Annotated in this window: 19 protein-coding genes; 13 read left to right on the top strand and 6 right to left on the bottom strand. The window is 71.5% G+C overall.

The genetic code is table 11. The annotated features are described in order from the left end of the window. Positions 1 to 288 precede the first annotated feature (288 nt). Entirely contained in the window at positions 289 to 888 is a 600-nt protein-coding gene (locus ACGFSC_RS13500; RefSeq protein WP_359902361.1) for a hypothetical protein, read from the top strand. A gap of 538 nt (positions 889 to 1426) precedes the next feature. On the opposite strand, the gene ACGFSC_RS13495 is transcribed toward ACGFSC_RS13500, so the two are convergent. Then, on the bottom strand, positions 1427 to 2749 hold the full coding sequence (locus ACGFSC_RS13495) for a hypothetical protein (protein ID WP_359902364.1): 1323 nt from the start codon (positions 2747 to 2749) through the stop codon (positions 1427 to 1429). A 907-nt stretch (positions 2750 to 3656) separates the two neighbouring features. Beyond that, a complete protein-coding gene (locus tag ACGFSC_RS13490; RefSeq protein WP_359902367.1) occupies positions 3657 to 3803 on the bottom strand; it encodes a hypothetical protein in 147 nt (48 codons plus the stop codon). Positions 3804 to 4192: 389 nt separating this feature from the next. Here ACGFSC_RS13490 and ACGFSC_RS13485 point away from each other — a divergent pair, with 389 nt between their 5' ends. Continuing rightward, positions 4193 to 5452: an ISAs1 family transposase gene (locus tag ACGFSC_RS13485; RefSeq protein WP_359902370.1), complete on the top strand. Its 1260-nt coding sequence runs from the start codon at positions 4193 to 4195 to the stop codon at positions 5450 to 5452. A 90-nt stretch (positions 5453 to 5542) separates the two neighbouring features. On the opposite strand, the gene ACGFSC_RS13480 is transcribed toward ACGFSC_RS13485, so the two are convergent. Then, positions 5543 to 6652, bottom strand: coding sequence for an NAD(P)/FAD-dependent oxidoreductase (locus tag ACGFSC_RS13480; RefSeq protein WP_359902373.1), 1110 nt, complete (start codon positions 6650 to 6652; stop codon positions 5543 to 5545). Between the two features lie 124 nt (positions 6653 to 6776). Here ACGFSC_RS13480 and ACGFSC_RS13475 point away from each other — a divergent pair, with 124 nt between their 5' ends. Next, entirely contained in the window at positions 6777 to 7370 is a 594-nt protein-coding gene (locus ACGFSC_RS13475; RefSeq protein ID WP_359902375.1) for a helix-turn-helix domain-containing protein, read from the top strand. A gap of 496 nt (positions 7371 to 7866) precedes the next feature. Then, positions 7867 to 8604 carry a hypothetical protein gene (locus tag ACGFSC_RS13470; RefSeq protein WP_359902377.1) on the top strand — a complete coding sequence of 246 codons (738 nt, stop codon included), beginning with the start codon at positions 7867 to 7869 and terminating at the stop codon, positions 8602 to 8604. Positions 8605 to 8837: 233 nt separating this feature from the next. Here ACGFSC_RS13470 and ACGFSC_RS13465 read toward each other — a convergent pair whose 3' ends face one another. Beyond that, positions 8838 to 9191: a hypothetical protein gene (locus ACGFSC_RS13465; protein ID WP_359902380.1), complete on the bottom strand. Its 354-nt coding sequence runs from the start codon at positions 9189 to 9191 to the stop codon at positions 8838 to 8840. A gap of 650 nt (positions 9192 to 9841) precedes the next feature. Here ACGFSC_RS13465 and ACGFSC_RS13460 point away from each other — a divergent pair. Then, positions 9842 to 10501 carry a hypothetical protein gene (locus ACGFSC_RS13460; protein ID WP_359902383.1) on the top strand — a complete coding sequence of 220 codons (660 nt, stop codon included), beginning with the start codon at positions 9842 to 9844 and terminating at the stop codon, positions 10499 to 10501. A gap of 129 nt (positions 10502 to 10630) precedes the next feature. Continuing rightward, on the top strand, positions 10631 to 11326 hold the full coding sequence (locus ACGFSC_RS13455; protein WP_359902385.1) for a hypothetical protein: 696 nt from the start codon (positions 10631 to 10633) through the stop codon (positions 11324 to 11326). On the opposite strand, the gene ACGFSC_RS13450 is transcribed toward ACGFSC_RS13455, so the two are convergent. Continuing rightward, complete coding sequence (locus tag ACGFSC_RS13450) at positions 11289 to 11588, bottom strand: hypothetical protein (RefSeq protein WP_359902388.1); 300 nt, start codon at positions 11586 to 11588, stop codon at positions 11289 to 11291. The genes ACGFSC_RS13455 and ACGFSC_RS13450 overlap by 38 nt on opposite strands. A 584-nt stretch (positions 11589 to 12172) precedes the next feature. Here ACGFSC_RS13450 and ACGFSC_RS13445 point away from each other — a divergent pair. The 7 genes from ACGFSC_RS13445 to ACGFSC_RS13415 all read left to right on the top strand — a co-directional run bounded on the left by ACGFSC_RS13445 (position 12173) and on the right by ACGFSC_RS13415 (position 20022). Next, positions 12173 to 13081 (top strand): hypothetical protein, encoded by a 909-nt coding sequence (locus ACGFSC_RS13445; protein ID WP_359902391.1) that lies wholly within the window; start codon positions 12173 to 12175, stop codon positions 13079 to 13081. A 593-nt stretch (positions 13082 to 13674) separates the two neighbouring features. Then, positions 13675 to 14115, top strand: coding sequence for a hypothetical protein (locus tag ACGFSC_RS13440; RefSeq protein ID WP_359902392.1), 441 nt, complete (start codon positions 13675 to 13677; stop codon positions 14113 to 14115). A 511-nt stretch (positions 14116 to 14626) separates the two neighbouring features. Beyond that, the gene (locus tag ACGFSC_RS13435) at positions 14627 to 15739 is read left to right on the top strand and encodes a lipase (RefSeq protein ID WP_359902398.1); all 1113 of its coding nucleotides are present in this window, start codon (positions 14627 to 14629) and stop codon (positions 15737 to 15739) included. A 697-nt stretch (positions 15740 to 16436) separates the two neighbouring features. Beyond that, positions 16437 to 17381: a hypothetical protein gene (locus ACGFSC_RS13430; protein WP_359902400.1), complete on the top strand. Its 945-nt coding sequence runs from the start codon at positions 16437 to 16439 to the stop codon at positions 17379 to 17381. A gap of 732 nt (positions 17382 to 18113) precedes the next feature. Beyond that, positions 18114 to 18575, top strand: coding sequence for a hypothetical protein (locus ACGFSC_RS13425; RefSeq protein WP_359902403.1), 462 nt, complete (start codon positions 18114 to 18116; stop codon positions 18573 to 18575). A 164-nt stretch (positions 18576 to 18739) separates the two neighbouring features. After that, on the top strand, positions 18740 to 18871 hold the full coding sequence (locus ACGFSC_RS13420) for a hypothetical protein (RefSeq protein WP_331768627.1): 132 nt from the start codon (positions 18740 to 18742) through the stop codon (positions 18869 to 18871). Continuing rightward, a complete protein-coding gene (locus ACGFSC_RS13415) occupies positions 18868 to 20022 on the top strand; it encodes a protein-L-isoaspartate(D-aspartate) O-methyltransferase (RefSeq protein ID WP_359902406.1) in 1155 nt (384 codons plus the stop codon). Before ACGFSC_RS13420 ends, ACGFSC_RS13415 begins: the two co-directional genes overlap by 4 nt. 150 nt (positions 20023 to 20172) lie before the next feature. On the opposite strand, the gene ACGFSC_RS13410 is transcribed toward ACGFSC_RS13415, so the two are convergent. Continuing rightward, positions 20173 to 21171 carry an SMI1/KNR4 family protein gene (locus ACGFSC_RS13410; RefSeq protein ID WP_359902409.1) on the bottom strand — a complete coding sequence of 333 codons (999 nt, stop codon included), beginning with the start codon at positions 21169 to 21171 and terminating at the stop codon, positions 20173 to 20175. Positions 21172 to 21916 lie beyond the last annotated feature (745 nt).

The raw sequence follows: 21916 nt of genomic DNA, 5'->3' as shown, positions 1-21916 counted from the left end.
GTGCACGGCACACCTGTCGAGGTGCGGGTGCCCCGCCTCGGGAGTGCGGTCGAGGAGCTGCGCCCGGTGCCGGCCCCCGTCCTCTCCGGATCGGTCACGTCCGCGCCCGTCCGGCCGGCTCTGCCGCAGCTGATGCTGCGGGTCTCGACGCAGGCCGCGAACTTCTGTTCATGAATGGAGCAGGCATTCCACGGAGTGGATGTCGACGTCCCCGGTCCGCCGGAACCGGGGTCACGGGGCCGAGCGGGCATGGAAGGCTGACGGCAACTACGGACCAAGAGAGAATTCATGACGCTCAGTCAGATCGAGTGGATGATGCTGGAGACGGTTGCCGCCCTGGGGTCGGGCACCTGGATGGCAGGCGACCGGCTCCTGGAGGCCCACTCCGGCGGGTCGGGTACGGTCCGCAGGCTCGCGCGTGCCGGGCTGTTCGAGCTCACACCTGCCGACCTGCCCGAAACCCTGCCCAGTGGCAAGGACTGTTCGGCCTGGGCGACCCGGCTCACCCCCCTCGGGCACGATGCCCTGCGGTACCGGGCCCGCCACGAGGACCCGGCTGTGGAGGCCCGGCCCGGCCCGGAGCGGGCCCCCGTGCCGGGTGTCGCGCTCGAACTGCGCGGTGCCGACATCGAGCTCCTGCGCCAGGCCCTCGCCGATGCCAAGGCCGGCGTCCTCACGGGCGTGGACTCGGCGGCGCTGGACACCGTGCTCGCCACGGCACTGCCGGTCCCGGGCTCCCGCCGTCACACGGTGCGCGCCACCGAGACCGAGCTGACGGCGATCGTACGCGTGTTGTACCTGGAGTCCCTGTACCGCGACGCCTCGGGTTACAACCGCCTCCTGCGTTTCTCCCGCCAGGCCGGTCTCCTGCGCCCGGAGCAGGTGTAGCGGGGCGGACGGTCCCGGCCGGCGGTGATCGGTTTCGGGACGGCGGGAGGCCGCTCGCCTCCGGGCCCGGACAGGCCCAGCCGGGTGGGAAGAGCGCGCTCCCGCGGGCCGATCGGCCGGACCGGAAGCGATCCGGCACGATGGCCGCAGCGGAGCCGCCGGCACGTGCTCCCTCACCACGCTGTCGAGCAGCGCCGAACTCACCGGAGTCGGTCCGTGCGGTCGGCTCATCGACGGGACCGCAGTCGTCCTGACGGGACTCAGCGGGTCGTAGGAGAGACTGCGCCCCCTGGCCGCCCGCAGGTGAGTACTCCGCTGTCCGGAACCACTGCGAGTTCTGGTGCCAGACCGTGCCCCTGCTGGTCGGCCGAGAGGCCTGACTGCTGATGGGATGGCGTGCCCACCGGGCAGATTGGGCGTGAGCACTGGATCCATTGGCGCACCGGCTATGTCCGACACCGCGGGAGCAGGCTGCTCCGTACCCCTGCGCCTCCCCACAGGGGTATCCGCCGAGGCGCGGAGCGGCAGTGTCCGCCTGTCACAGTGGCGCTGCCCGCTCCTGCATCCGGCCGGCGCGGGCAACTGCCCAGGGGTTCTGCTTCCGGACCCGGATCCGGCGGAAGTAGCGGCGCATCGCGGCGGAGTCCTTGCGCCAGTCGCCCATCTCGGCGATCTGGTCCTCGGGGACATCGGCCTCGCGCAGTGCGGAGGCCCCGCCGGCCCGGAGGCCGTGCGCGGTGACGGCCTTCACGGTGTCCTCGTGCAGCAGCGCGTTGTAGCCGGACTCGACGCGCTGCTGTTCCGAGAGGTCGGCCACACTTCGGTACGCGTTCCGGGCACGGGCCTTGACGACCGCGTTGACGGCGTCGCCGGACAGGTACGAGAGTTCCACCCACTCCTCGACGGCGATCTCGTGGTCGGCCTTCGGCTGCCCGTCAGGGTGCCTCGGCCGGGTCTGCGGGGTGAGCCGGACCTGGAGCTGACCGGCCTTGTTGAGCGCGCGGAACAGGGCCCGGTCGAGCGGCATGCGGACGGTGCGGGCGTACTCCAGCCAGGCGCGCAGGCGGCGCGCCGGGCACAGGTGCGGGGCGTCGTCGCGGGCCGGGATCCAGGCCTCGAAGACCGAACCGTCCTTGCGGGTCTTGCGGGCGACGAGCCGGACGGCGATGCCGTCGGTGTGCAGTTCGGCGTGGACGGGCACCAGGCGGGCCAGCTCGATCCGGCGGCTGAGCAGGTGCCAGCCCATCGTGAGCATGGCGGCGTCGCGTCGACCGATGCCCTGGCGGTGGTCCCGGTCGCAGTCGGCGACCATCTCCTCCAGGTCGGCTTCGAGGATCGCGGGTGACTGCTTCTCGGTCTTGGTCGCCGACCACTTCCTGCGGAAGGCGGCGATCATCTTGCCGGTCTGGATGGTCCCGGGCCGGGTGTTCCCGGGAGTCTCCCGCTCCTGCCAGGTGACCACGGTGCTGTGGTAGTCGGAGACCGTGTTGGGGTCGTAGACGTCGCTGAGGATCATCCACCCGACGTACTCGATCAGCGTCGCCGTGGTGCAGGGCAGTGCGACCCGGCCGCGCTCGGCACACCAGCGTTCGAAGACCCGAATCCGGGCCCGGTGGTTGCGTTCGGTGTTGGGCACCCTCGATTCGCTGAGGAGCCGCGCGATCTCCTCACTGATGACGAAGTCCCCGGCCGCGTACTGCGGCGCCGTGAACGCGGCCGGCAGCGGCCGACCTGCCACCAGCACGGTGTCACGGTCGAATCCGCTGACGTCGATCCCGTGCCTGCCGGTGCGGGCAGCAGGCACTGGCCGGCCATCGACGTCGACGAACTCGCCTTCCATGATGTCGAGTTCGGTACTCATGGCTGACCGCCGTGGAGGCGGGGCCGCCGCCCTGCGAGCTGCGCGGACCCGGCGGAATCGGCCGTGCGACCCTGGGGCACGGCCAGGGCGTCGCCGAGCCGGGCCACTTCGGTGACGCTGTGCCGGTACGTGCGGAAGACGCCGGCGGGCCCGCCGGGCGTGGGTACGGTACTCAACTCGACTCTCCTGCACGCATGGGGTGCTGACGAGAGGAAGCCTCCCACAGCAGTTGCCTCGTATATTGCCAGATATACGAGGCTAACGACCGTTAACGCAGGACGGGAAGTCAGGCGGGGGTGTAGAGGCCGTCAGGGGCGCTGAACCAGTGATGCGCCGCCCCTGCGGCTGGTCGTTAGATTTCTAACGCTGCGGGTGAGGCATGCGGCGACCACGTACTCACATGAGTAGGACCCCGAGGCCGATCCGGGTCGCCGGCCGGGCGGAGCGGCCCCGGGGCCAACTGGTCCCTCGCCCAGACGTCGGGCCGCGAGGGAGGAGGTGTCCCGCACGGGATACCTCACTTCCCGGGCTCTCTCGTCGTCGGGAAACCGCCCGCTGAAGACCTCGATCCTTTTCGGCGTCGTGGTAGATTTAGTCTTGGGTCATCGAAAGAATCTGAAGCATCCGATTGCATTCTGAACTTCAATGAGGTGTCTTCAAAGTTGAAGTCAGGGATTGGATCGAATGTGTTGGTCAATGACTCGGATTCCATTATCAGGTCTTCGGGATTGTTACCGATTCGGGCCTGATGATTTTGACTTCCGAAGGATGATTCCTTCGGGGGCATGGTGGAGCCGCCCGGCTCTCCTCGCGACGGAAGCAACCGGGCGGCCGCGGACCGCGCACAGCGCGGCGGACCATCACCACATGTGCGGCCCGGGTGGCACCCCGGGCCGCACTGCCGCACTCAGAGCCGGCGGAAGATCTCCGCCGCCAGCCTGAGCGCTTCGATGACAATCGCGCCCACCATCTGCACGCGGCGTTCCCGCTGGTCGTCCGGCTTCTCCCGCTCCGGCTCGCCGCCGGCGTTCGGGTCCTTCGGCTCTCCAGTCATGGAACGCTGCTCCCCTCCACGATGGGTGCATGGGCTGCGCCCGGGCCCCCGGGTTCGGGAGAACCCAAGATCATGCGGAGGGGCCGAGGGAATATCCCTCGGAATGGCAGTGATGCGGCCGATTCTATAGCCAACTGACGTGGCATCAAAACTTGAGAGTATTGGGTGCGCTTATTCGTGCACTATCAATTGCCTGACCTGCGGTTCTCTGAAATGCCACCAGATGGCATCCGTCACAGGGCGGCGTCGTTCAGGGGATCTGCCCGACTTGATTCCGGTTCAGGTGGCGGACGTGACTGTGGCGTTCGCGGACGAGGCGTGAGCGGAGGCAGGCATGGCCTCCAGGTGATCATGAGGTGTCGAAGCCCTGATCACCACGACGGAGGACCGTGTCTGCCCGCTCCTCATCGCCCATCCCCGCCGACCTGGACCAGCTTGCCGCCACCCGGCCTGCCGAGCCCGGGGAACGCCCGCAGCTGCTGGGCCGCCTCGCGGCGGTACCCGATCCGCGCCGGGCCAAGGGCCGCCGCCACCCCCTCGCCTTCGTCCTCGCGCTCGCCGCGTGCGCGGTGCTGGCCGGCGCGAAGTCCCTGGCCGCGATTGCGGAGTGGGCCGCCGACGCGCCGCCCGCCGTGCTGGTCGCTCTCGGCGCCGCCCGCCGGGAGCCATCCGGTCCCACCGCCCCGGCCGAGGTCACCGTGCGCCGGGTCCTGCGGCGCGTCGACGGCGAGGTCCTCGACGCGGCGATCGGCACCTGGCTCGCCGCCCGCGACCCTGGCCGCCCGCGACCGGGCCAGGGCAGGGCAGCCCCGCGCCGCCGCTCACTGGCCGTGGACGGCAAGACTGTGCGCGGTGCCCGCCGCGCCGACGGCACCCAGGTCCACCTGCTCGCCGCGATGACCGGAGCCGGCCTGGTCACCGCCCGGCGCGAGGTCGACTCCAAGACCGACGAGATCACCGTCTTCCGGCCGATGCTCGCCCCACTCGACCTGGCCGACACCGTGGTCACCTTCGACGCCCTGCACTCGCAGACCGCCCACGCCCGCTTCCCGGTGGAGGACGAGAAGGCCCACTGCATCGCCGTGATCAAGGGGAATCAGCCGCTGCTGCACCAGCACCTGAAGCAGCTGCCCTGGCGGGACGTGCCGCTGCTGGACAAGACCCGCGCCACCGCACACGGCCGCGACGGGATCCGCCGCGTCAAGACCGCCACCGTCACCTGTGGCCTCGACTTCCCCCACGCCGCCCAGGCCGTGCAGATCGTGCGCCGCCGCCGGATCGTCACCACCGGCAAGGTCACCCTGGAACGCGTCCACGCAGTCACCGACCTGACGGCGGAGCAGGCCGACGCCCCCGAGATCGCGCACCACGTCCGCGAACACCGGGGCATCGAGAACAAGATCCACCACATCCGCGACACCACCTTCGCCGAGGACGCTCCCCCAGCCTTCGGCCGGGAGGTGCCCCCACGCGCGTGCGCACCGGAACCGCATGCCGGACCATGGCCGCACTGCGCAACCTCGCCATCGGCGCCCTCCGCCTCACCGGCTACGACAACATCGCCGCCGGCCTGCGCAAACACGGCCGAGACTCCACCCGGCCACTCGACACCCTCGGCATCACGTGATCAAACCGGACAGACCCTCTGACGACGCCGCCCTGGGGCGGACGCGACCGCCGGGAGAGTGCACATGATCGACGCGGGAACGGCCGCGGGGGCCGGGGGCGGTGGAGTCTGCTCAGGAAGTCACTGCGGGAACGAGGTGGTCGAGTCCCTGCGCACTGCTCGTCGCGGCCTCGATCGAGCGCGGCAGCATGATGCTCTCGTAGGCGCGGACGGCGTCGTCGATGCTGGGTTCGGTGACGAGGGCGTGGGCGAGGTCGGAGCCGTCGAGCATCGCGAGATTGGCGCCCAGCCCGACCGGGGGCATCAGGTGCGCGGCATCGCCGAGCAGCGTGACGCCGGCAACGTGCTGCCAGGTGTGCGGGGCGGGCAGGACGAACAGGGGCCGGTTGATGAACCCGCTGTCGCTGTTGCGCAGGATGTAGCGCAGGCTCTCGTCCCAGTCGTCGAACATCCTCAGCAGGTGCGCGCGTACGGCCCGCTGGTCGCCGGGGTCGATACCGGCGGCCATGTGCCAGTCCTGCGGCGTGCGGAGCGCGATGTAGGCGCGGATGTGGCCGTTGCTGTTGCGCTGGGCGACCAGGGACCTGCCGGCGCCCTTCGCCAGCATCGATCCGTTGCCGACCAGCCGCGCGAGGTCGGGATGGCGGGTGTCGCAGTGGTCGAATCCGGTCTCGACGAAGGTGACGCCGGTGTAGCGGGGTGCGGGGTGCGACAGGGCCGGGCGGACGCGCGACCAGGCGCCGTCGGCGCCGACCACCAGGTCGAAGTCCTCGGCGGCGCCGTCAGCGAAGAGCAGCCGGCAGGTGCCGTCCGCGAGCGGGGTGACCCTGCTGACGGCGCGGTCCCACCGCACCGTGCCCTCGGTGAGTGAGTCCAGGAGCAGTTCGCGCAGTTGGCCACGGTCGATCTCCGGCCGGCCGCCGGCGGCGGAAGGCCCCTGATGCGCCAGGAGGGCGGCGTCGGTGAAGTCGAGCACGCGCCACTCCTCTCCTTCGGGGCGGGCAAGGGCGTGGAACGGGTCGAGGAGCCCCGCCGCCCGCAGGGCGGTCTGGCCGGTGTCGGCGTGCAGGTCGAGGGTGCCGCCCTGCGGGCGGGCGTCGGCGGAGGCCTCGCGTTCGAAGACGGTGGCGGAGCGGCCGTGTTGCTGCAGGACTCGGGCGCAGGCGAGGCCGCCCAGGCCGGCGCCGACGATCGCGATGCGGGGATCACGAGCAGAGTTCATGGGAGTGTCCCTCGGGAGGTGGGTGAGCCGCCGGGAGGCCCGGCATCATCAAGAAAGCACACTCACAAAATAAGTGCAATGACTAAACTTTCGAAGTCGCTGCATCTTGGGATATCATGGGCGAGTGACCGAACCGACCGGGCGCCGCGAGCGCAAGAAGGCCCAGACACGCCGGTCCCTGGCCGACGCCGCACTCGAACTCTTCCTCGACCGCGGCTACGACCAGGTCGGCGTCAAGGACGTCGCCGACGCCGCGGACGTCTCGGTAACCACCCTGTTCAAGCACTTCCCCAGCAAGGAAGCCCTGGTCTTCGACCAGGACGACGACCTTGAAGCAGCGCTCGTCGCCGCCGTGCGCGACCGCACCCCGGGCCAGTCGATCCCCCAGGCGCTGCGCGAGCACATCCTGCTGAAACAGACCCAGTTCGCCGTCCACACCACGGACCCGCGGTTCGCCGACTTCACGCGCATGGTGCAGGAGACCCCCGCGCTGCGCGACTACGCCCACCGCATGTGGACGCGCCACGAAGCGGCCCTGGCGCGAGCCATTACCGAGGCTGCCGGTGCCCCCGAGGACGACATCAGCTGCGCCGCACTGGCCCGTTTCGCCCTTGAGGCCCGCGGCCTCATCCTGCGGCACGCCGAGCCGAACCGCGCCGCCGACGAGGCCTTCGCATTGCTCGAACACGGCTGGGCGGCCTCCCACCCGGGCAGCTGACCCGCTCTGCGCGGAGCCCTGGTGTGCGTGGACGCGTTGCGCGCCTCACAGGTTCAACCTGAGTAACTACGCTGCCACGCAAGCCACCTGAACCGGCATCCAGCCGGACAAAACCTCGGAACGACACCGCCCTGGCATCCGTCAGGTGCATACTGCCCGTGAGCGTCCTGGGGCGTCGGGCCAGTTCGGCGCGGTCGCCAAGGGGCAGCCGGCACCGACAGGTCTGCGCCTGAGTCCCATCGGGCCCGGAGGGAGGCGCCGGACGAGTCGATCAGCGCTGTCTCTGCGTCATGAGGGCGAGTCTAGAGGTGTCGACGCCACGCATCCGAGGCCGCCCGCAGACGGCTTGACCTGCGGGCCTTCGTGCCGCAACCGCTGCACTCTGCGGCAGTCCAGTGCTGGCCTCCAGTGGGCAGGCGCAGTTCACTCGCACAGGTGAATCCAGCTCGCGACGCAACGCCCCGGTTCCGGCGGAGCGGCCCGGGCGCGGATGTGAGTGTCGTGGCTCCCGCCTATCAGCCTGATTCTCCGGATCGGCAGCGTTGCGGTAGACGGCTCGATCGGTGTCGACGTGCTGAAGGATGCCGTCCGATGCGAGGTCGCGCAGGATCTGCCGGGCGCGCTTCTCGTCGACAGCGTGGCCGGCCTCGTGCCGGGAGGGCAGTGGGAGGAGCGCCGGACGCCCGGTACGTTCACCCTGCCCGCGCACGTGGCGTTCTTCTCCGGCTTCCTGCCGAAGCTCCCGCAGCCGCATCAGCCCCCGCGGCTGTGGGAGTGCCGGCCGCCGGCGTTCAAGACGGTCGACCCGCGCACGTTCGTCTTCGACGCGCCGAACCTCCTCGTCGGGCTCGGCCGGCACGGCTACCGCACGGTGTGCATCGGCGGCGTCACGTACTTCTCCCGGGAGACGCCGCTCGGGTCCGTCCTGCCGGACATGTTCGACGAGGACTTCTGGCGGCCGGAGTTCTGCTCGCCGGAGCCGGACTCGACCCGCCCTCATGCCTCGGACCCCGGAGCCCCGCTTGCTCGCTCCTTTCATGCCTCAAACGAGAACCAACCGGGGAAACGAGAGCATGGGCGGGGAAACCGGGGATCCTCGCTGATGCTCGACCTTCCGGCGGTGAGAGTGGTGGCCACCGCCGTTGTTCTGGACGGGGAACGGGGCGAGGCGGTCGTCGACCCCTACCGCGAGATCACCGCCCCCGCGTGGACGGCGGCCGGAGTCCGGCACTGACCCGCCGACAGCAAGCCGGGCGAGCCCCCGGCCGTCGCCGGTGTCGGCTCGATGTGGGGCAGCCGCACCCGCGCGGACCCTCGGGCACTCACACCTACCAGCGTGCCGCCGTCCCAGCCCGGACCGGCGCCGGGTACGCCCGGCCGGCCGATAGCCGCCGTCCCTGCCCGTCAGCACGGACAACGGCAACCGTCGCCGCGTCGGGACGCCGCACCACAGCGGCCCGTCGCCGGTCAGTTGTCCAAGCTCAGCCGGACCTCCGCCGAGCTGGCGTGAGCGAACGTGAAGTCGAAGTGCTCGACCGTGCCCATGCCGTCGGCGAACGCGCTGCGCACCTCGCCGCTGGAACTGTGGATGTGGAGTGCGGCGAAGTCGCCGTCGGGGCGGGTGTCCTTGACCCAGCCGTACACGCGGAGGTTTCCGTTGCTGCAGGCCAGACGGTATTCGGCTTCGGCACCAGGGATGCTGGTGACCTTGTGGGCTCCGCAGGCCGCAGCGCCGGCACCGGCCGCGCCGGCGAGGACGAGACCGGATGAGGCGAGGAGCAAAGAGCTTGCGGCGGCGAGGGTGCGGTGTGAACGCGGCAAGATACGGATCCCTTCTCAGCAGTACGGGCCGGGTGGTCGGCCGGCCCCGTCAGTCGGAACCGTACGCATCGCGCCTCACCGTCCTCGGGGACCGCTGCTCGTAACCACCCGAAGGTGTGCTGACTGCGGGTAGGACGCTGACCCTCCCGCCGGGCCGCCGCCCACCGCCCCGGCGTTCCCCTCTTCGCCGCCGACGCTCCAACCCCCGTGTCGTGAAACGCAAGATGTCGAACTTCGGCCTCAAACGAGCCGCCCACGCGCGCTGGCCACAGCCCACCCGCCACCCAGCCGAAGCGGTCGCCATCGCACGGCACTACAAGACCGCCCCGAGCAACCCGCGACGGCGGTCAACGAGACGATCGCCGCGTTCGTCCTGGGTGGCACTGCGCCCGGGCCGCGGGTGGGGTGGGCACGGTGCGGTCCTGGTCGACCGAGACCGGGTTCCTGCTGCCGGGTGGCGAGCGCAAGGTGCGTCCGGAGAGGGTGTGGCAGGCCGCGGAGATCGGGGTTCCGGTGCTGATGGTCGAGGTCGACCGCTCCACCATGGCTCCGGCCGACATGGCCGCGAAGTCCCCCGGTGCCGCGAGCTGTTCCGCGGCAAGGTCCGCGACAACGACCTGGCCCGCTCCGACCGGGAGCCGGCCGACCGGATGGTGCACTGGTGGCTTCGTACCTGGCCCGGGCACACCCGTGTCGGGTACCCGCCGGTCGCCCCGGTCGTCACCGACGCCGGTCCGGTGGACCTGGCCAACCGTCAGCAGGCGGTGGCGGACCTGGCGCGCGACGCCTGGGGCGGCGGCTGGTGGACCGTCCCCACCCACGACGCGGACGGGGACGGCTGTCGCGAGTACGACGACGCGGTGCCGGTCATCGCCACCACTCTGGAGCTGCTGGCCGAGTACGGCCCGCTTGGGCCGGTGTGGTGGCGCTACGGCGGCCCCGGCCGGCACTCCCTGCTCGATGCGCTCGACAACCCGGACAACCGTGCCGCCTACGACCGGCGCCAGAAGAGGGAGAAGAAGGCCCGCCAGGACCACTGCGACCTGATGTGGACCCTGGCCTGCGCCGACCGTGGCCAGGTCCCGAAGGAGGAGAGCACCTGGGAGTACGGCCCGGACGGCAACGAGCAGTGGACCCGCCGCCCCGGCGGCCGCTGCTGGACCTGCCACCAGGAACACACGCAGGGCCTGGAACGGGAGGCCGAAGAACAGCTGGAGGCGGCCCGGGGGGGCGAACGCCGCGTTGCGCCGGTGCTGGCCGTCCCGGGGCTTTGTCGGCGGGTCGGAGGGCTCGCCGCTGGTACTCGATGAGTAGGCCGGCCCGGACCGGCTGGAGTGACCGGAATGAACGCCCCGGGCCTGCGTACTTGGCCACCGCGGGGATGTTCCTGCTATCGTGACGCCCCTACAATTTGAACGTGTTCAATATTGGGGGGGCGAGTGGATACGTCGGGCGTGTGTCGGCCGGTGCCGCGGGCGGCACGGGTTCTGGTGGTACTGGCGATGCTGTGCGCGGCACCAGCACTGGTCTGGGTGGCCGCCAGCGGCGGGACCTTCATCAACGGTCCGCTGGTGCTCGGTTCACTGGTAACACCCGCACCCCTTTTCGCGCGGGACGCGGACAGCTTTCGGGCAGCTTGCCGGATCACCGGCTGGGGGGTGCTCGCGTTCTCGGCTGTCGGCTTCCTCTTCGGCCTCTTCATGCTGGCGCCGGTGGGCATCGTTCTGCTCGCCGCGGCAAGCCGGTCGCGTCCTGGGTCCCGCCGCGTCCCGCTGCTGGTCGGCACCCTGGTGTCGGTGGTGACCCTCGGCCTTGCCGGCAGGGCGTTCGGCCCGTTGCTGATCGGCCCGTACTTCAGGGAGCCGGACGCTTTCCTCGCCACCGTCGGCGAGGGCAGTTCACTCCTTGGCCCGTCGCTTCCGGCGGAGCTCCTGGTCGACGGCTCAGGCCTCGGCCACGGTGCCACAAGCGTCAGTGTGGGGGAGACCGGCGGAGTACCGGGCGGCAGGCTCACCGTCGTCTTCGCCCCTCACACTCCCGCCGCCGATCTGGCCGTCCTGCGGCAGAGGATCGCCGGCCTGCCGGGCGTCAGCGATGTCAGGCTCTGCAGCCCACCGGCCCACAACTGCCGCTGACCGGGAACCGGACCCGCCGCCCGGGTGGCCGCTGCCGCTTGCCTGCGCGCCGGCGGGCCACTTCGGGCCGACGCCGTGCGTTCCACGCGGCCACATGGTGGGCCGATGCCCGTGCACCGTCCTCGAATGTCGTCGCGACCCATCCGCTGCGCAGTTCCTCGGCGAACTCCTCGACCGTGACCAGGCCCCAGCAGTCGATGAGCCCGTCGGCGTAGATGAGCAGATCGGTGAGGAAGTAGTTGCCGCCGTTACGGATGAACACGTGCCACCACGTACCAAGGATGCGTTCGCCGTCCGCGTGCCTGAAAGTGCGTCGAGATCCTGACATGCCCGCCACCGTAGAGGCCGCAGTTCGCGCTCCTCCTGCGGGTCCGGCTGCGGGTCGAGCAGCGGACCCTTCGCCGTACCCGCCCCGCTGCACAAGGCACTCCATGCGGCGGGGCCTGATTCGGGAGATGCAGCACCAGCGCGTCCTGCGGGCCACGATCGAGCAGCACGCCCGGTACCGGCCGGGCTCCCGGCCGGCGCGGGATCCACGGTGCCGGCGGGGGCCCCTTCAACTGGCACCGCAAGGGCGGCGCGCTGCTGCTCGGCGCCGAGGTCCACGGCGAACCGGGCCCCTCGGAGCCTGGACCGAGGACGACGACCAGGAGGAGCCCGGCGGGCCCAGGGACGAGGACCGCACCGTGTGCTGCCGAGAGCCCCGCCCGGGGCCGCCGACACCCGGGGCGCCCCGACGGCGCCACTGAGGCGCGTGTCTGGCCCGGTCCCGGTAGCGGCACTGTCGGCAGGACATGCCAGGCTGCGTCCGATCTACCTGCCGAAATACCACCCGGGGAGGGGTGCATGGCCGCAGACTTCTACTACGCCGAGAACGAGAACAGCGAACGCGTCGACGACCCGTCCGAAGCCGCCATACGCACGCTACTCAACGGGCTCGACACCGCGGAGAACACATTCGTTGTCCTCCAGGACAGCGAGGACGAGTCGTCCTGGTACGCCTCGGTCGCGCTGGAGGACGAGGGCGGCTACGAGATCGTCCTGCGTGATCCGTCCTGCAGGGAACACGTCGTGACCACGGAGACCAGCGCCGAGCAGATCGCGCGAGACCTCGTCCTGTGGATCGCCCGACGCGACTTCCGGGGACGGACAGGGCGCCACACTGCCCCGCGGCCTGACGTCGCCGGACTCGCGCAACTCGCCGGTCTGGACCCAGCGGCTGCTGAGCCGCTGCTTCCGTGGGACCTGGCCCAGGACATCGCCGGAATCCAGCTCCCCGCCGATTACCGAGCATTCGTCGATCTCTTCGGCCCCGGCGAGCTACGGGGAGAACTCGGCATCGTGACTCCGCGGCCACTGCCCGGCGAACCCATCAGCGTCGACGCTCTCTCCCGCAAGGTCAACTGGCTCACCAGCGATACCGGAGCCGCATTCAAGCAGATGCGGGAGGACTCGTTCGATCTCTGCCCGTACCCCGTCTACCCCGAGCCCGGCGGGCTGTTGTACTGGGCGAGCAACTACAACGGAGATTACTGCTTCTGGCTCACCGAAGGAGACAACCCGGACCGCTGGCCCGTCATGGTGTGGCTGCGAGGCGAGTTCCCCGACGGCTGGCACCACTACGACATGGGCATGGCCCGGTTCCTCCTGCTGGCGCTCTCAGGCGAGGACGCCACCCTGGACGATCTCGGGCTCGCGACCTCGACCTCGCCGGTATGGGTTCCAGACCACGATGTCGACGCCACGCAGCAGTAGCCCGGAGGACAGGATCTTCAAACCCTCAGCCACTGCTCAGCAGACCGTCACATCGGTTACAGAGAGCTACTTGTCACTTCGCCGTAGCTATGCGAGTGCAGGGCCGAGTCAATGGGCTCGGCCCGTGGTGCGGGTGCAGGCGGGCGCCGGCAGCGTGGCGACCCGGCCGGTCGATGTCGGAGGACTTGTCCGCATGGGCCCGGGGCTTCTGCGCAACCCACGCGGGTGACAGCTCGCTGTCCTGAGAGCTCACGGAAGGGGGAGCCTGCCCCATCACGCGGGCAAGTGCCACCGCCGCGGGACGGCCGGTACACGACGCCGACCGGACACCCACCCGAAGCCCCAGGTCGAGCTCGTTCGGAAATAACAGGTAGTGGTGGAATCCACACGCCAGGTCAGCGGATGACCGCCGGTGGAAGTTCGGTCCGCCGTCCCAGGTCTCCAGCCGCGTCACCCGACTGGACCGGATCCTCCGCGAACACCGGGTTTTCCACCGGAATCCCGGCAGGGCCAGGACAGTGACCGCTCTGCGGGCAGCCTGACCTCCACGCACCCGCACGAAGAGCACACCCCATGCACGAAGGACGCACCCCATGAACGAGATGACCGGGTGGACCACCCGCACCACCGCCCGACTCGCCGCCGTCGACCACCCCACCGTGCTGGCCGGCGCATGGAACCTGTTCGACCAGACCGCGGCCTGGGCCATCGGGCCGGGCGCCGACCACGGCGACGCCCTCGCCGCCACCGGCGCCTACACCCTCGTGCTCGAAGCCCGCGATCTGCTCGACCAGCCCGGGTACGACGACGAACCCACAGCGCTCGTCCTCGCGGACGGGACCGCGCTCGCCGAGCTCCTGGACCAGGCGGAGCAACAGCTCGCGGCCGTCGCCGACACCACCGCGCCCGCCGACGCGCACGCCCCGGCCCCGCGCTGGCCGAGAGCGGCCGCAAACTCCGCGTCGCCGTCGAGCAGGCGCGGATCCTCACGGCCCGGGCCCGCTCCGACGGCTACGACCGGGCCGTCGACCTGATCGCTCCCCGCACCGCGGAGACCACCGACCGGCTCGCCACCGGCCGTGCTCCTGATCGGGGGGCAGGTGGCTTCGTTCACGTGAGGCGGCAGCGTTTGGACAGCGGTTCGGGCCGCAGTTGGCGATCTTGAATGCTGCGGATGTTCACGAGAAACGAGAAGCGACGTCGCTGGATGGCGCCGGCCCTCCACCCGGAGGGCCGGAGGGCGGAGTGCAGAGGGCCGTGGGGTTGGAGCCTTCGGTGGCCGGCCGGCCTTCGACGGTTCCCCGGCTCGCACCTGGTGTCGTGGTAGGGATAGCCACAGGGCGGATACGCCCGCTGGCTGGGCTGTGGCACGAGGTGACCGTACGTAGCGTCGGCGACATGAAATCCACCTACTTAGCAGGCAAACCACGGCCCGTGCTTCGCCGGCTGAACGTCGGAACAGTCCTGGCCGTCCTGGCCGCTGCGACCGTGACGACGGGAGCCGCCTCGGCGGACACGGTGCACAGAAGCGATCGCGGACGGTTGGTGTCCGTTCAGCAGATCACCACCCTGGCCGCGAAGGAGGATGTCGCCGCGGCACTGACCGCCGCCAGGTACGACGCGAGTACAGTCCGGTTCGGAGTGGACGCCTACCGGCTGGTGTACCGCACCGTGGACCCCGGCGGCCGACCGGTCACCGCCAGCGGACTGCTGGTGCTGCCCCGCGGCGGCGAACACGAGTTGCGGACGGTGTCATTCACCCACGGCACGGCCAGTTACCGCTCCGACGCCCCGTCCTCCATGGTCAAGGCCGGGTTCGTGTCCTCACCTGCCATCACGTACGCGTCCGCCGGGTTCGCCGCCGCCGCCCCGGACTACATCGGTCTGGGCACCGGCCCGGGACTCCATCCCTGGATGGATGTGCCGTCGGAGACGACCGCCTCCCTGGACATGCTCCGGGCAGCCCGCGCCTTTGTTCCGCGTACGGGCCGGGCGCTGGGACACGACGTGCTGGTCACCGGGTTCTCCCAGGGCGCCTCGGCGGCGATGGGACTCGCACGGGCGCTCCAGGCCGGCGACGACCGGTGGTTCCGGCTCGAAGCCGTCGCGCCGGTCAGCGGCGCCTACGACTTCCAGCACTCCGAGCTGCCGGCACTGCTCGACGGCTCTCTCGACCCGAAATCAAGTGTGCTGTACTCGGCGTACCTTTTCGTCGCCTGGAACCGGCTGCACCATCTGTACGACTCCCCGGACGAGGTCTTCCAGAAGCCGTACAGCAGCACGGTCGAGGCACTGTTCGACGGTTCGCACACCGGCCCGCAACTCTTCGCCGGCACGCCCGACACCATCGACGCACTGCTCACCCCACGCGGCTTCGAGATGCTGCGCCACCCGACCGGCCGCCTGGCCGAGGCACTCCGGGTGGCCGACAGCACCTGCGACTGGGCACCACGTGTCCCGGTCCGCTTGTACGTGGCCGACGCCGACGAGCAGGCGGCCAACGCCAACACCGACCGCTGCGAGGCCACGTTGCGATCGCACGGCGTGAAAGCGGCGGTCGTCGACCTCGCTGCCCCGGACTTCGCGGGCTCCAGGCACCTCGGCTCCAACGTCGCCGGCACGGCGGCCGTCGTGCGCTGGTTCAGCCAACTGCGCTGAGAACCCGCTGGCCCGTCCCCGCTCGCGGGACGGGCCGGCGACCGTCGTGTCGGCCACGGTGCGGGGACGCGCCCACCGGGAGCACCCCGTCGTGGAGCCCGGGTCAGCCTGACTGCAAGAACTCGTGAACATCACCCGACCGTGGTTCGGGACGCCTCCCGGATTCGTGAACAGCCGACGCCACGACTCGTGAACAAGGCCAGGGGGCAGGCCTCCAGTTGCGAGGACGGACGGTCGCGGCCGCCCGACCGGCCGAGGAACTCCTCATCACGTCGCCACGGAGCGTGGTGCGGGGACGGGACCCCCGTGGTGGGAGGCGTTCTCGGCGCGCTGCCCTCCAGGAGAGGCAACCATGTCTCGGCGACGGCCGAACGCGGTTCACGCGCCGCCGACACCACGCCCGCCCTCCGACGGAGGCGTCCCGGGCCGTAGCGCCGGGCGCACTGCTCGTCGGACGTCCCTCCCCGTTGACGGCCTGTCACTCGAAGCGGCGATTTCCGCGCGGCGACGCCACGCCTGTGCCCGACCGATGGCCGGGCCGACGGGCGCCCGCCCGGCACGGCCCGAACGACGGAGGAGTTCCCCGGACCGGTCGGGGACGGTTCACCCGATGGGATGACCGCGGACCGGCCCGGGCGGCTGCGACCGGTATACGTGACGTGATCCACCGTTCGGAGAGACCACCTGCGAGGGGCCCATGACCGATACGGCCGACACGTCGCCGAGGACGGCCGGCGAGATGCTGCCGACCGCCTACGCCCCCCGGGTGGCCCTGATCCGGGGCGCCATGGAAGCCGGGGACACGGTCCTCGCGGCCCGCCTGGCCGAGGAGCTCCACCAGCACGTCGCCCTGGAGCGCGGTGCCCTGCATCCCGAGGCGCTGCGCGCGCAGGAGGTGCGGGCGTACGTCGCGGCGGTCGGCGGCGATCCCCGGCGGGCGGCCGAACTGTTCAGCGTGGCCGCCACCGCGTGGGCCGGCCTGGGCGCGTCGGAGCAGTGGGCGGCGTCGCGCAACGCGGAGGTCTGCCGGCGTCGGGTGGAGTCGGCGGCGTCCGCCCCCTCGGCGGTCCCCGTCGCCCGTCGCCCGCCCGGTTGCCCGTCCCCGGCCCGGGCGTTCGGACGCGGCACCGTCGTGGCGGTCGTCCTGGCGACGGCACTGCTCTCGGGGGCGGCGGACGCCGGCCCGCGGGCCTACCTCGGGACGGGCCCGCTACCGGTGCCCGACGACCAGCCGGTCGCCCCCGCCGTCCTGGGAGCCCTGGAGCGCTCCGCCCCGTCGGCCTCCCTGGCACCGGGCCCCGTGCCGCCCCCGCCGGATCCCGCGGGCGCGGAGCCCGTCCCCGCGCCGGACGCCGGGCCCGCGGGCGAACAGGAGGACCCGGCCGCAGACCCGGACGGAGGCGGGCCCCGGGCGGGGCGCACACCACTGCCGGGCCCCGGACGGCGACCGGGCCTCCCGGCCGGCGGTGCCCGACCGCGGCCCGCTCCCGACGCCGTGCGGCCGTCCGGCGGCCAGGCCACCGGCACCGGCTCGGACCCCTGCGCCGCCGCCCGCGCGTACGGCGGCCGACTCCTCGGCTCCCTCGTCGAGCTGTGCCACCGCGCCGCCGAAGCATCGGGCAAGCGGCCACCCGCACCCTGACCCCGTCCCCGGGGAGGGAAACGACCCGCGGATGCCCGGTGCCGTCCGGACGCCCGGCTGACCGCCTCTCCAGCCAACGGCCCTGACGCTTCCACGAACAGCCCCGGCAAGAGCCCTCTCACGACACCTGGAATCCCGCTCGGTGGCCGGCCGCGAGGCTCGGCTGCGGATGCTTCACCGTGCGGGCCGCGCGGAGCAGCTCGCGAGGTGGGCGCAGGACGTCGACCGGGCCACGGCCGACGAAGCTCGCACTGGGACCGGTACGGGACCGGTCGAGGCGAGGGAGCCAGCCTGTGGAGGCTCCTGTCTCCGCCGCCGCAAGCGACGTCCGCCCCTGAGCGCCCTGGAACGCAATGGTGACGGGTCGCTGAACGGTCCGCCGGAGTGCGCAGACTCGCCCCGGCTGACCGTGATGATCAGCTCTACCTGCTGAGTCCGGTGGGGGCGGGTGCCGGAGAAGGCCCCCGCCGGGGTTTCCTCGCGGCCGGAAGCCCGACGCGTTCAGCGGGAGGGCATTGTTACCGCCGTCCGACCGGACGCGGCGAAGCGGGCGCGGCACTGCCGGATCGGCCGAAGGCCGATGCACCCCACCCCTCTCGGTGCCTGACGGTGAACCGGTGACTGTGCGGACGGTCAGCGCCCTTCGCCGACGACGAGGCCCAGGAGTGTTCGGGGAACTCCATCGCGCTGTACGGTCGGGCGAGTACCGCAGCCGTCGACACAGGAGCCGAGATGGAACCGGATCATGTGCCCGACTGGTTCTGGGAGGTCCTGGAAGCGACACGACCGCGTCTGTCCGCCCTGGAGTCGTGGTTGGAGTCCCACTCGCGGGAGGTGCTCGAAGCCTTCGCGCTCGCATACGAGTCCGCGGCGGAATCGCTGGCCGACTTCTCGGAAGGTGTGAGCGTGGACGGGGACGTCTGGTCCGAGGACAGCACCGAGGATCTGTGCACGTGGGTGGTCGGGCAGGGCTACGGGCTGTGGAGCTCGGTGGTTGGGGGAGAGCTGCGGCTGGAAGAAGCCGCTCGGATGTACATGGGCCGTGCTCCGCTGCTTCCGGAAGGCGTGGCGCTGTGGGACGGGGATGTCTCGGACCCTGAGCACAGGGGCTACCAGTCTCCCGGGGCCATCGTCCACGGCGTCTACCGGACGCGATTCGCCGAGGAGCTCCATGAACGGCTTGAGGGTATGTGAGGAGATTGCCCGGCCGGCCGGGCGGGTAACGCGGCGGCGCCGCGCACATCGTCGACCGGGCCGGCCCGTGGCCGAGAGGAACATGAGTCGCTTCACGCCAGGTGTCCGGTCGACTACCCTCTGCTCTGCGAATCTTCGGAGTGTTGCAGCAGAGAGGAAGCACCGTGGGTGACGAGAACAAGGGCGGCCCGAACGACGGCAAGGGCGGGGCCCACGCCAAGCCCGGCGGTCCGCAGATCGGCCCGAAGCCGAACCCGGACGGACAGGGCCCGACTCCCGATCCGAAGCACAAGTGACGGCGGCCACCGACGTCCACGTCCGGCTGGTCGACCGGCTGGAGGCCTCGGGTGCACTCACCCCCGGTTGGCGGCAGACGTTCCTCGACGTCGGCCGCCATGGGTTCCTCCCGGACGTCTTCTGGGCGAGCACCGGCGACGGCTACGAACGCTGCGACCGCGCGCAGAGCCCCGAGCGCTGGTTGGAGCTCGCGTACTCCGACGTGGCGATCGTGACGCAGTGGGACGACGGAGCGGACAGCGGACAGCAGCGGGAGCCGACCTCGTCGGTCTCCATGCCGACGATGGTCGCCTCCATGCTGCGCGACCTGGACGTCCACGAAGGCCACAGGGTCTGGGAGGGCGGAACCGGCCCCGGCTGGAACGCCGGACTGCTGGCCCGGCGCCAGGGCGCGCACAACGTGGTGACCGTGGAACTGGACGCGGAGGTCGCCGCCCGGGCCGCCGCCAACTTCCGCTCCCTCGACGCCGCTCCGACCGCGGTGGTGGGCGACGCGGCCCACGGATACCTGCCCGGGGCCCCGTACGACCGGGGAATCCTCACCTGCTCGGTACGGGAGGTCCCCCCGGCCGTGATCGGGCAGATCCGCCGGCAGGGCGTGCTGGTGCTGCCCTTCGCGCCGCTCTTCGGGGGCGGAGCCGTCGCCCGGCTGACCGTCGCCGACGGCACGGCCAGGGGCCCGTTCACCGGCTCCTCGGCGTTCATGCGCATGCGCCAGCAGCGCTACCAGGCCCCGCCCGTCGACGACTACCTGCCCGGCGACTGGCCCGGGGACGCCGTGCAGGAGTACACGACCCTGAATCCGCTCGAAGTCGTCGACGACTGGCTGGCGTCCTTCGTCGTGGGCCTGGCCGTACCCGACGTGTACTACCGGCGCGGCGACGGCGGCGGTATGACGACCCTGTGGCTGTTCGACACGGGCGTCACCTCCTGGGCGACGGTGGACTTCGTGGACGGCGCGCGCCGGTTCGAGGTCCGCCAGTCGGGCCCCCGCCGGATGTGGTCGGAGGTCGAGGAGTCCTTCCGGTGGTGGGTGGGGGAAGGCCGTCCGGGGTTCGAGAGCTTCGGGCTGACCGTGGACGGGGGCGAGCACCGGGCGTGGCTGCACGAGCCGGCCAACCCGCTGCCGTCCCCACGGGGGCGGGGCTGAACCGTGCAGGCCGCGTGCGGCATCGGCGGAACCGGTTGCGGTGGCCCGCGGAGGTGCCTTGAGAACGCGTCGGAGTCGGGCACGGCGATGCCGTGACCACGGTGCTCGTGTCGGTCAACGAGGCTGTCTCTTGTCGGCTCGGCGGACCTGTCAGCCGATCTGCTGCGGCAGTCGGCGGTCCTCGAAGGGGTCGTCGCGGTCGTGGGGCTCGTACGGCTCGAAGTCGGGGCGGTCGATGAGCTCGGCGACCGAGAAGGGGTGCCGGTGGTCGGTGAGGAGCCGGTGGACGAACTCGGCGGTGGAACCGTCGAACCGCGCACAGCTGTCGCCGTCCTCGTTGCGGGCGACGACCGGCCACCGGTTCGGGTCCGCGCCCTCCGTCAGCCAGTAGAACTGGTCGGCCCGGACGGAGTCGGCCCACCGCAGGAGCCCGCCCGGGGCGGGGTGGAGCCGGTGGGGGCGGTAGAGGTCGGCGATACCGGGGTCGGCGGCGAGTTCGGCAAGGCGCAGGGCCTGCTCGACGAGGCACAGGAACTGCGGGAACGGGTTGTCGCGGCCGGGCGGGGGGCCGGGCAGGGAGAGGTCGAGGAAGCCGGCGAACGTGCCGGGGCCGAAGTGCTCCGCCAGGCGCCGGTAGTCGGCGGGCAGGGCGGTACCGAGCCGGGCTTCGGCCGACGACCAGTCGACGGGCCACTGCCGCGACCGCGGCCGGCCCGTCACGACGGCGAGCCGCCGCACCCAGCGCCCACCCGGCACCTCGGCCCCTTCCTCCGCGTCCCCGGCGGGCAGGAAGGCCGTCGCCGGGTCGACCCGGCGGGCCGTCACCGCGACCAGGTGCGACCCGCCGCCGCCGTTGTCCCGGACGATCCCGCAGCCGATCCACCGCCCGCCCGCCACCCACCCGCACAATTCGACGAGCCGCCCGGCGAACGGCGCGGCCAACGGCAGCCCGCTGCCGTCGTCGAGGGTGGGGTCGACGAAACCACCGGTCGCCAGGACGCGCGACGACCCCCAGCGCGGGCGCAACGCCTCGACGAGGCGGCGGTGGGCGGTGGTGAGGTCGCCGTCGGCGGGCAGGCGGGCGACGGCCGGAGCCGGGCGGGCCAGCAGCGCGTCGATGCGGTGCAGATGGTCGGTGGTGTTGTCCATGACGGCAGTCAACCGCGAGCCGCTGACAGGGCTTCCGATGGCTCTCGCCCTGGCGATCACAGCCTGTCATCAGCTCGCCGGGCTCCTCGGGGAAGTGGCGCCGGTCGCGGTGAGCTGCGCCGTCGTGGCCGCGTTGACCGACGGTGCGGCCGCCGTCGAGCGGCTGAAGCGCGAGGACGGCCGGATCCGGCTGATGCCGCACACCTCGGCGTACGGGCCGAGCCCTGGTCGTGGCCGTCGACCACCCGGTTCGAGGAGCAACAAGCCCGCGGCTGGAGGTGACCGGCACGGGCCGGTCGTGAGTGCCGCCGGTGCCCTGTCCACGGGCGCAGCGCCCGACGCTTCACCAACGGGCCCGTGCCCGGCCCGCACCACCGACGGAGGGGAAGATCATTGTGCCGAGGATCCTGGAGGAGCGCGGCGGCCACCTGCCGCACCGCGACTACATCGCCCGAGTCGTCACCGAGCTGGAGGCGGTCCGGTGCGGTCCCAACGGCTGGTGGCTGGAGGGAGAAGACCCCGCACTCTGCCCGTTCACGTTCGCCACGCCCACTCCTCACCCAAGTCGCCGCACCCGTGCCCAGCCCTACGGCAGCCGGCGGAAGCAGGCTCCGTGGCCGAGCACGACGATGATCACCACCAACATGACACAGAGTTCCAGGCTGGGGACTGCACGTAGCGGGTGTTCTCGGTCGACTCGCATGCCGACATATGCCCCCGGGGGCCGCCACTCTCCCCGCCAACT

The organism is Kitasatospora sp. NPDC048715, from assembly GCF_043198905.1.
Lineage (GTDB): Bacteria > Actinomycetota > Actinomycetes > Streptomycetales > Streptomycetaceae > Kitasatospora > Kitasatospora lactacystinica.
The sequence above is the reverse complement of the archived record's forward strand: the minus strand, read 5'-3'. Positions and strand labels throughout refer to the sequence as shown.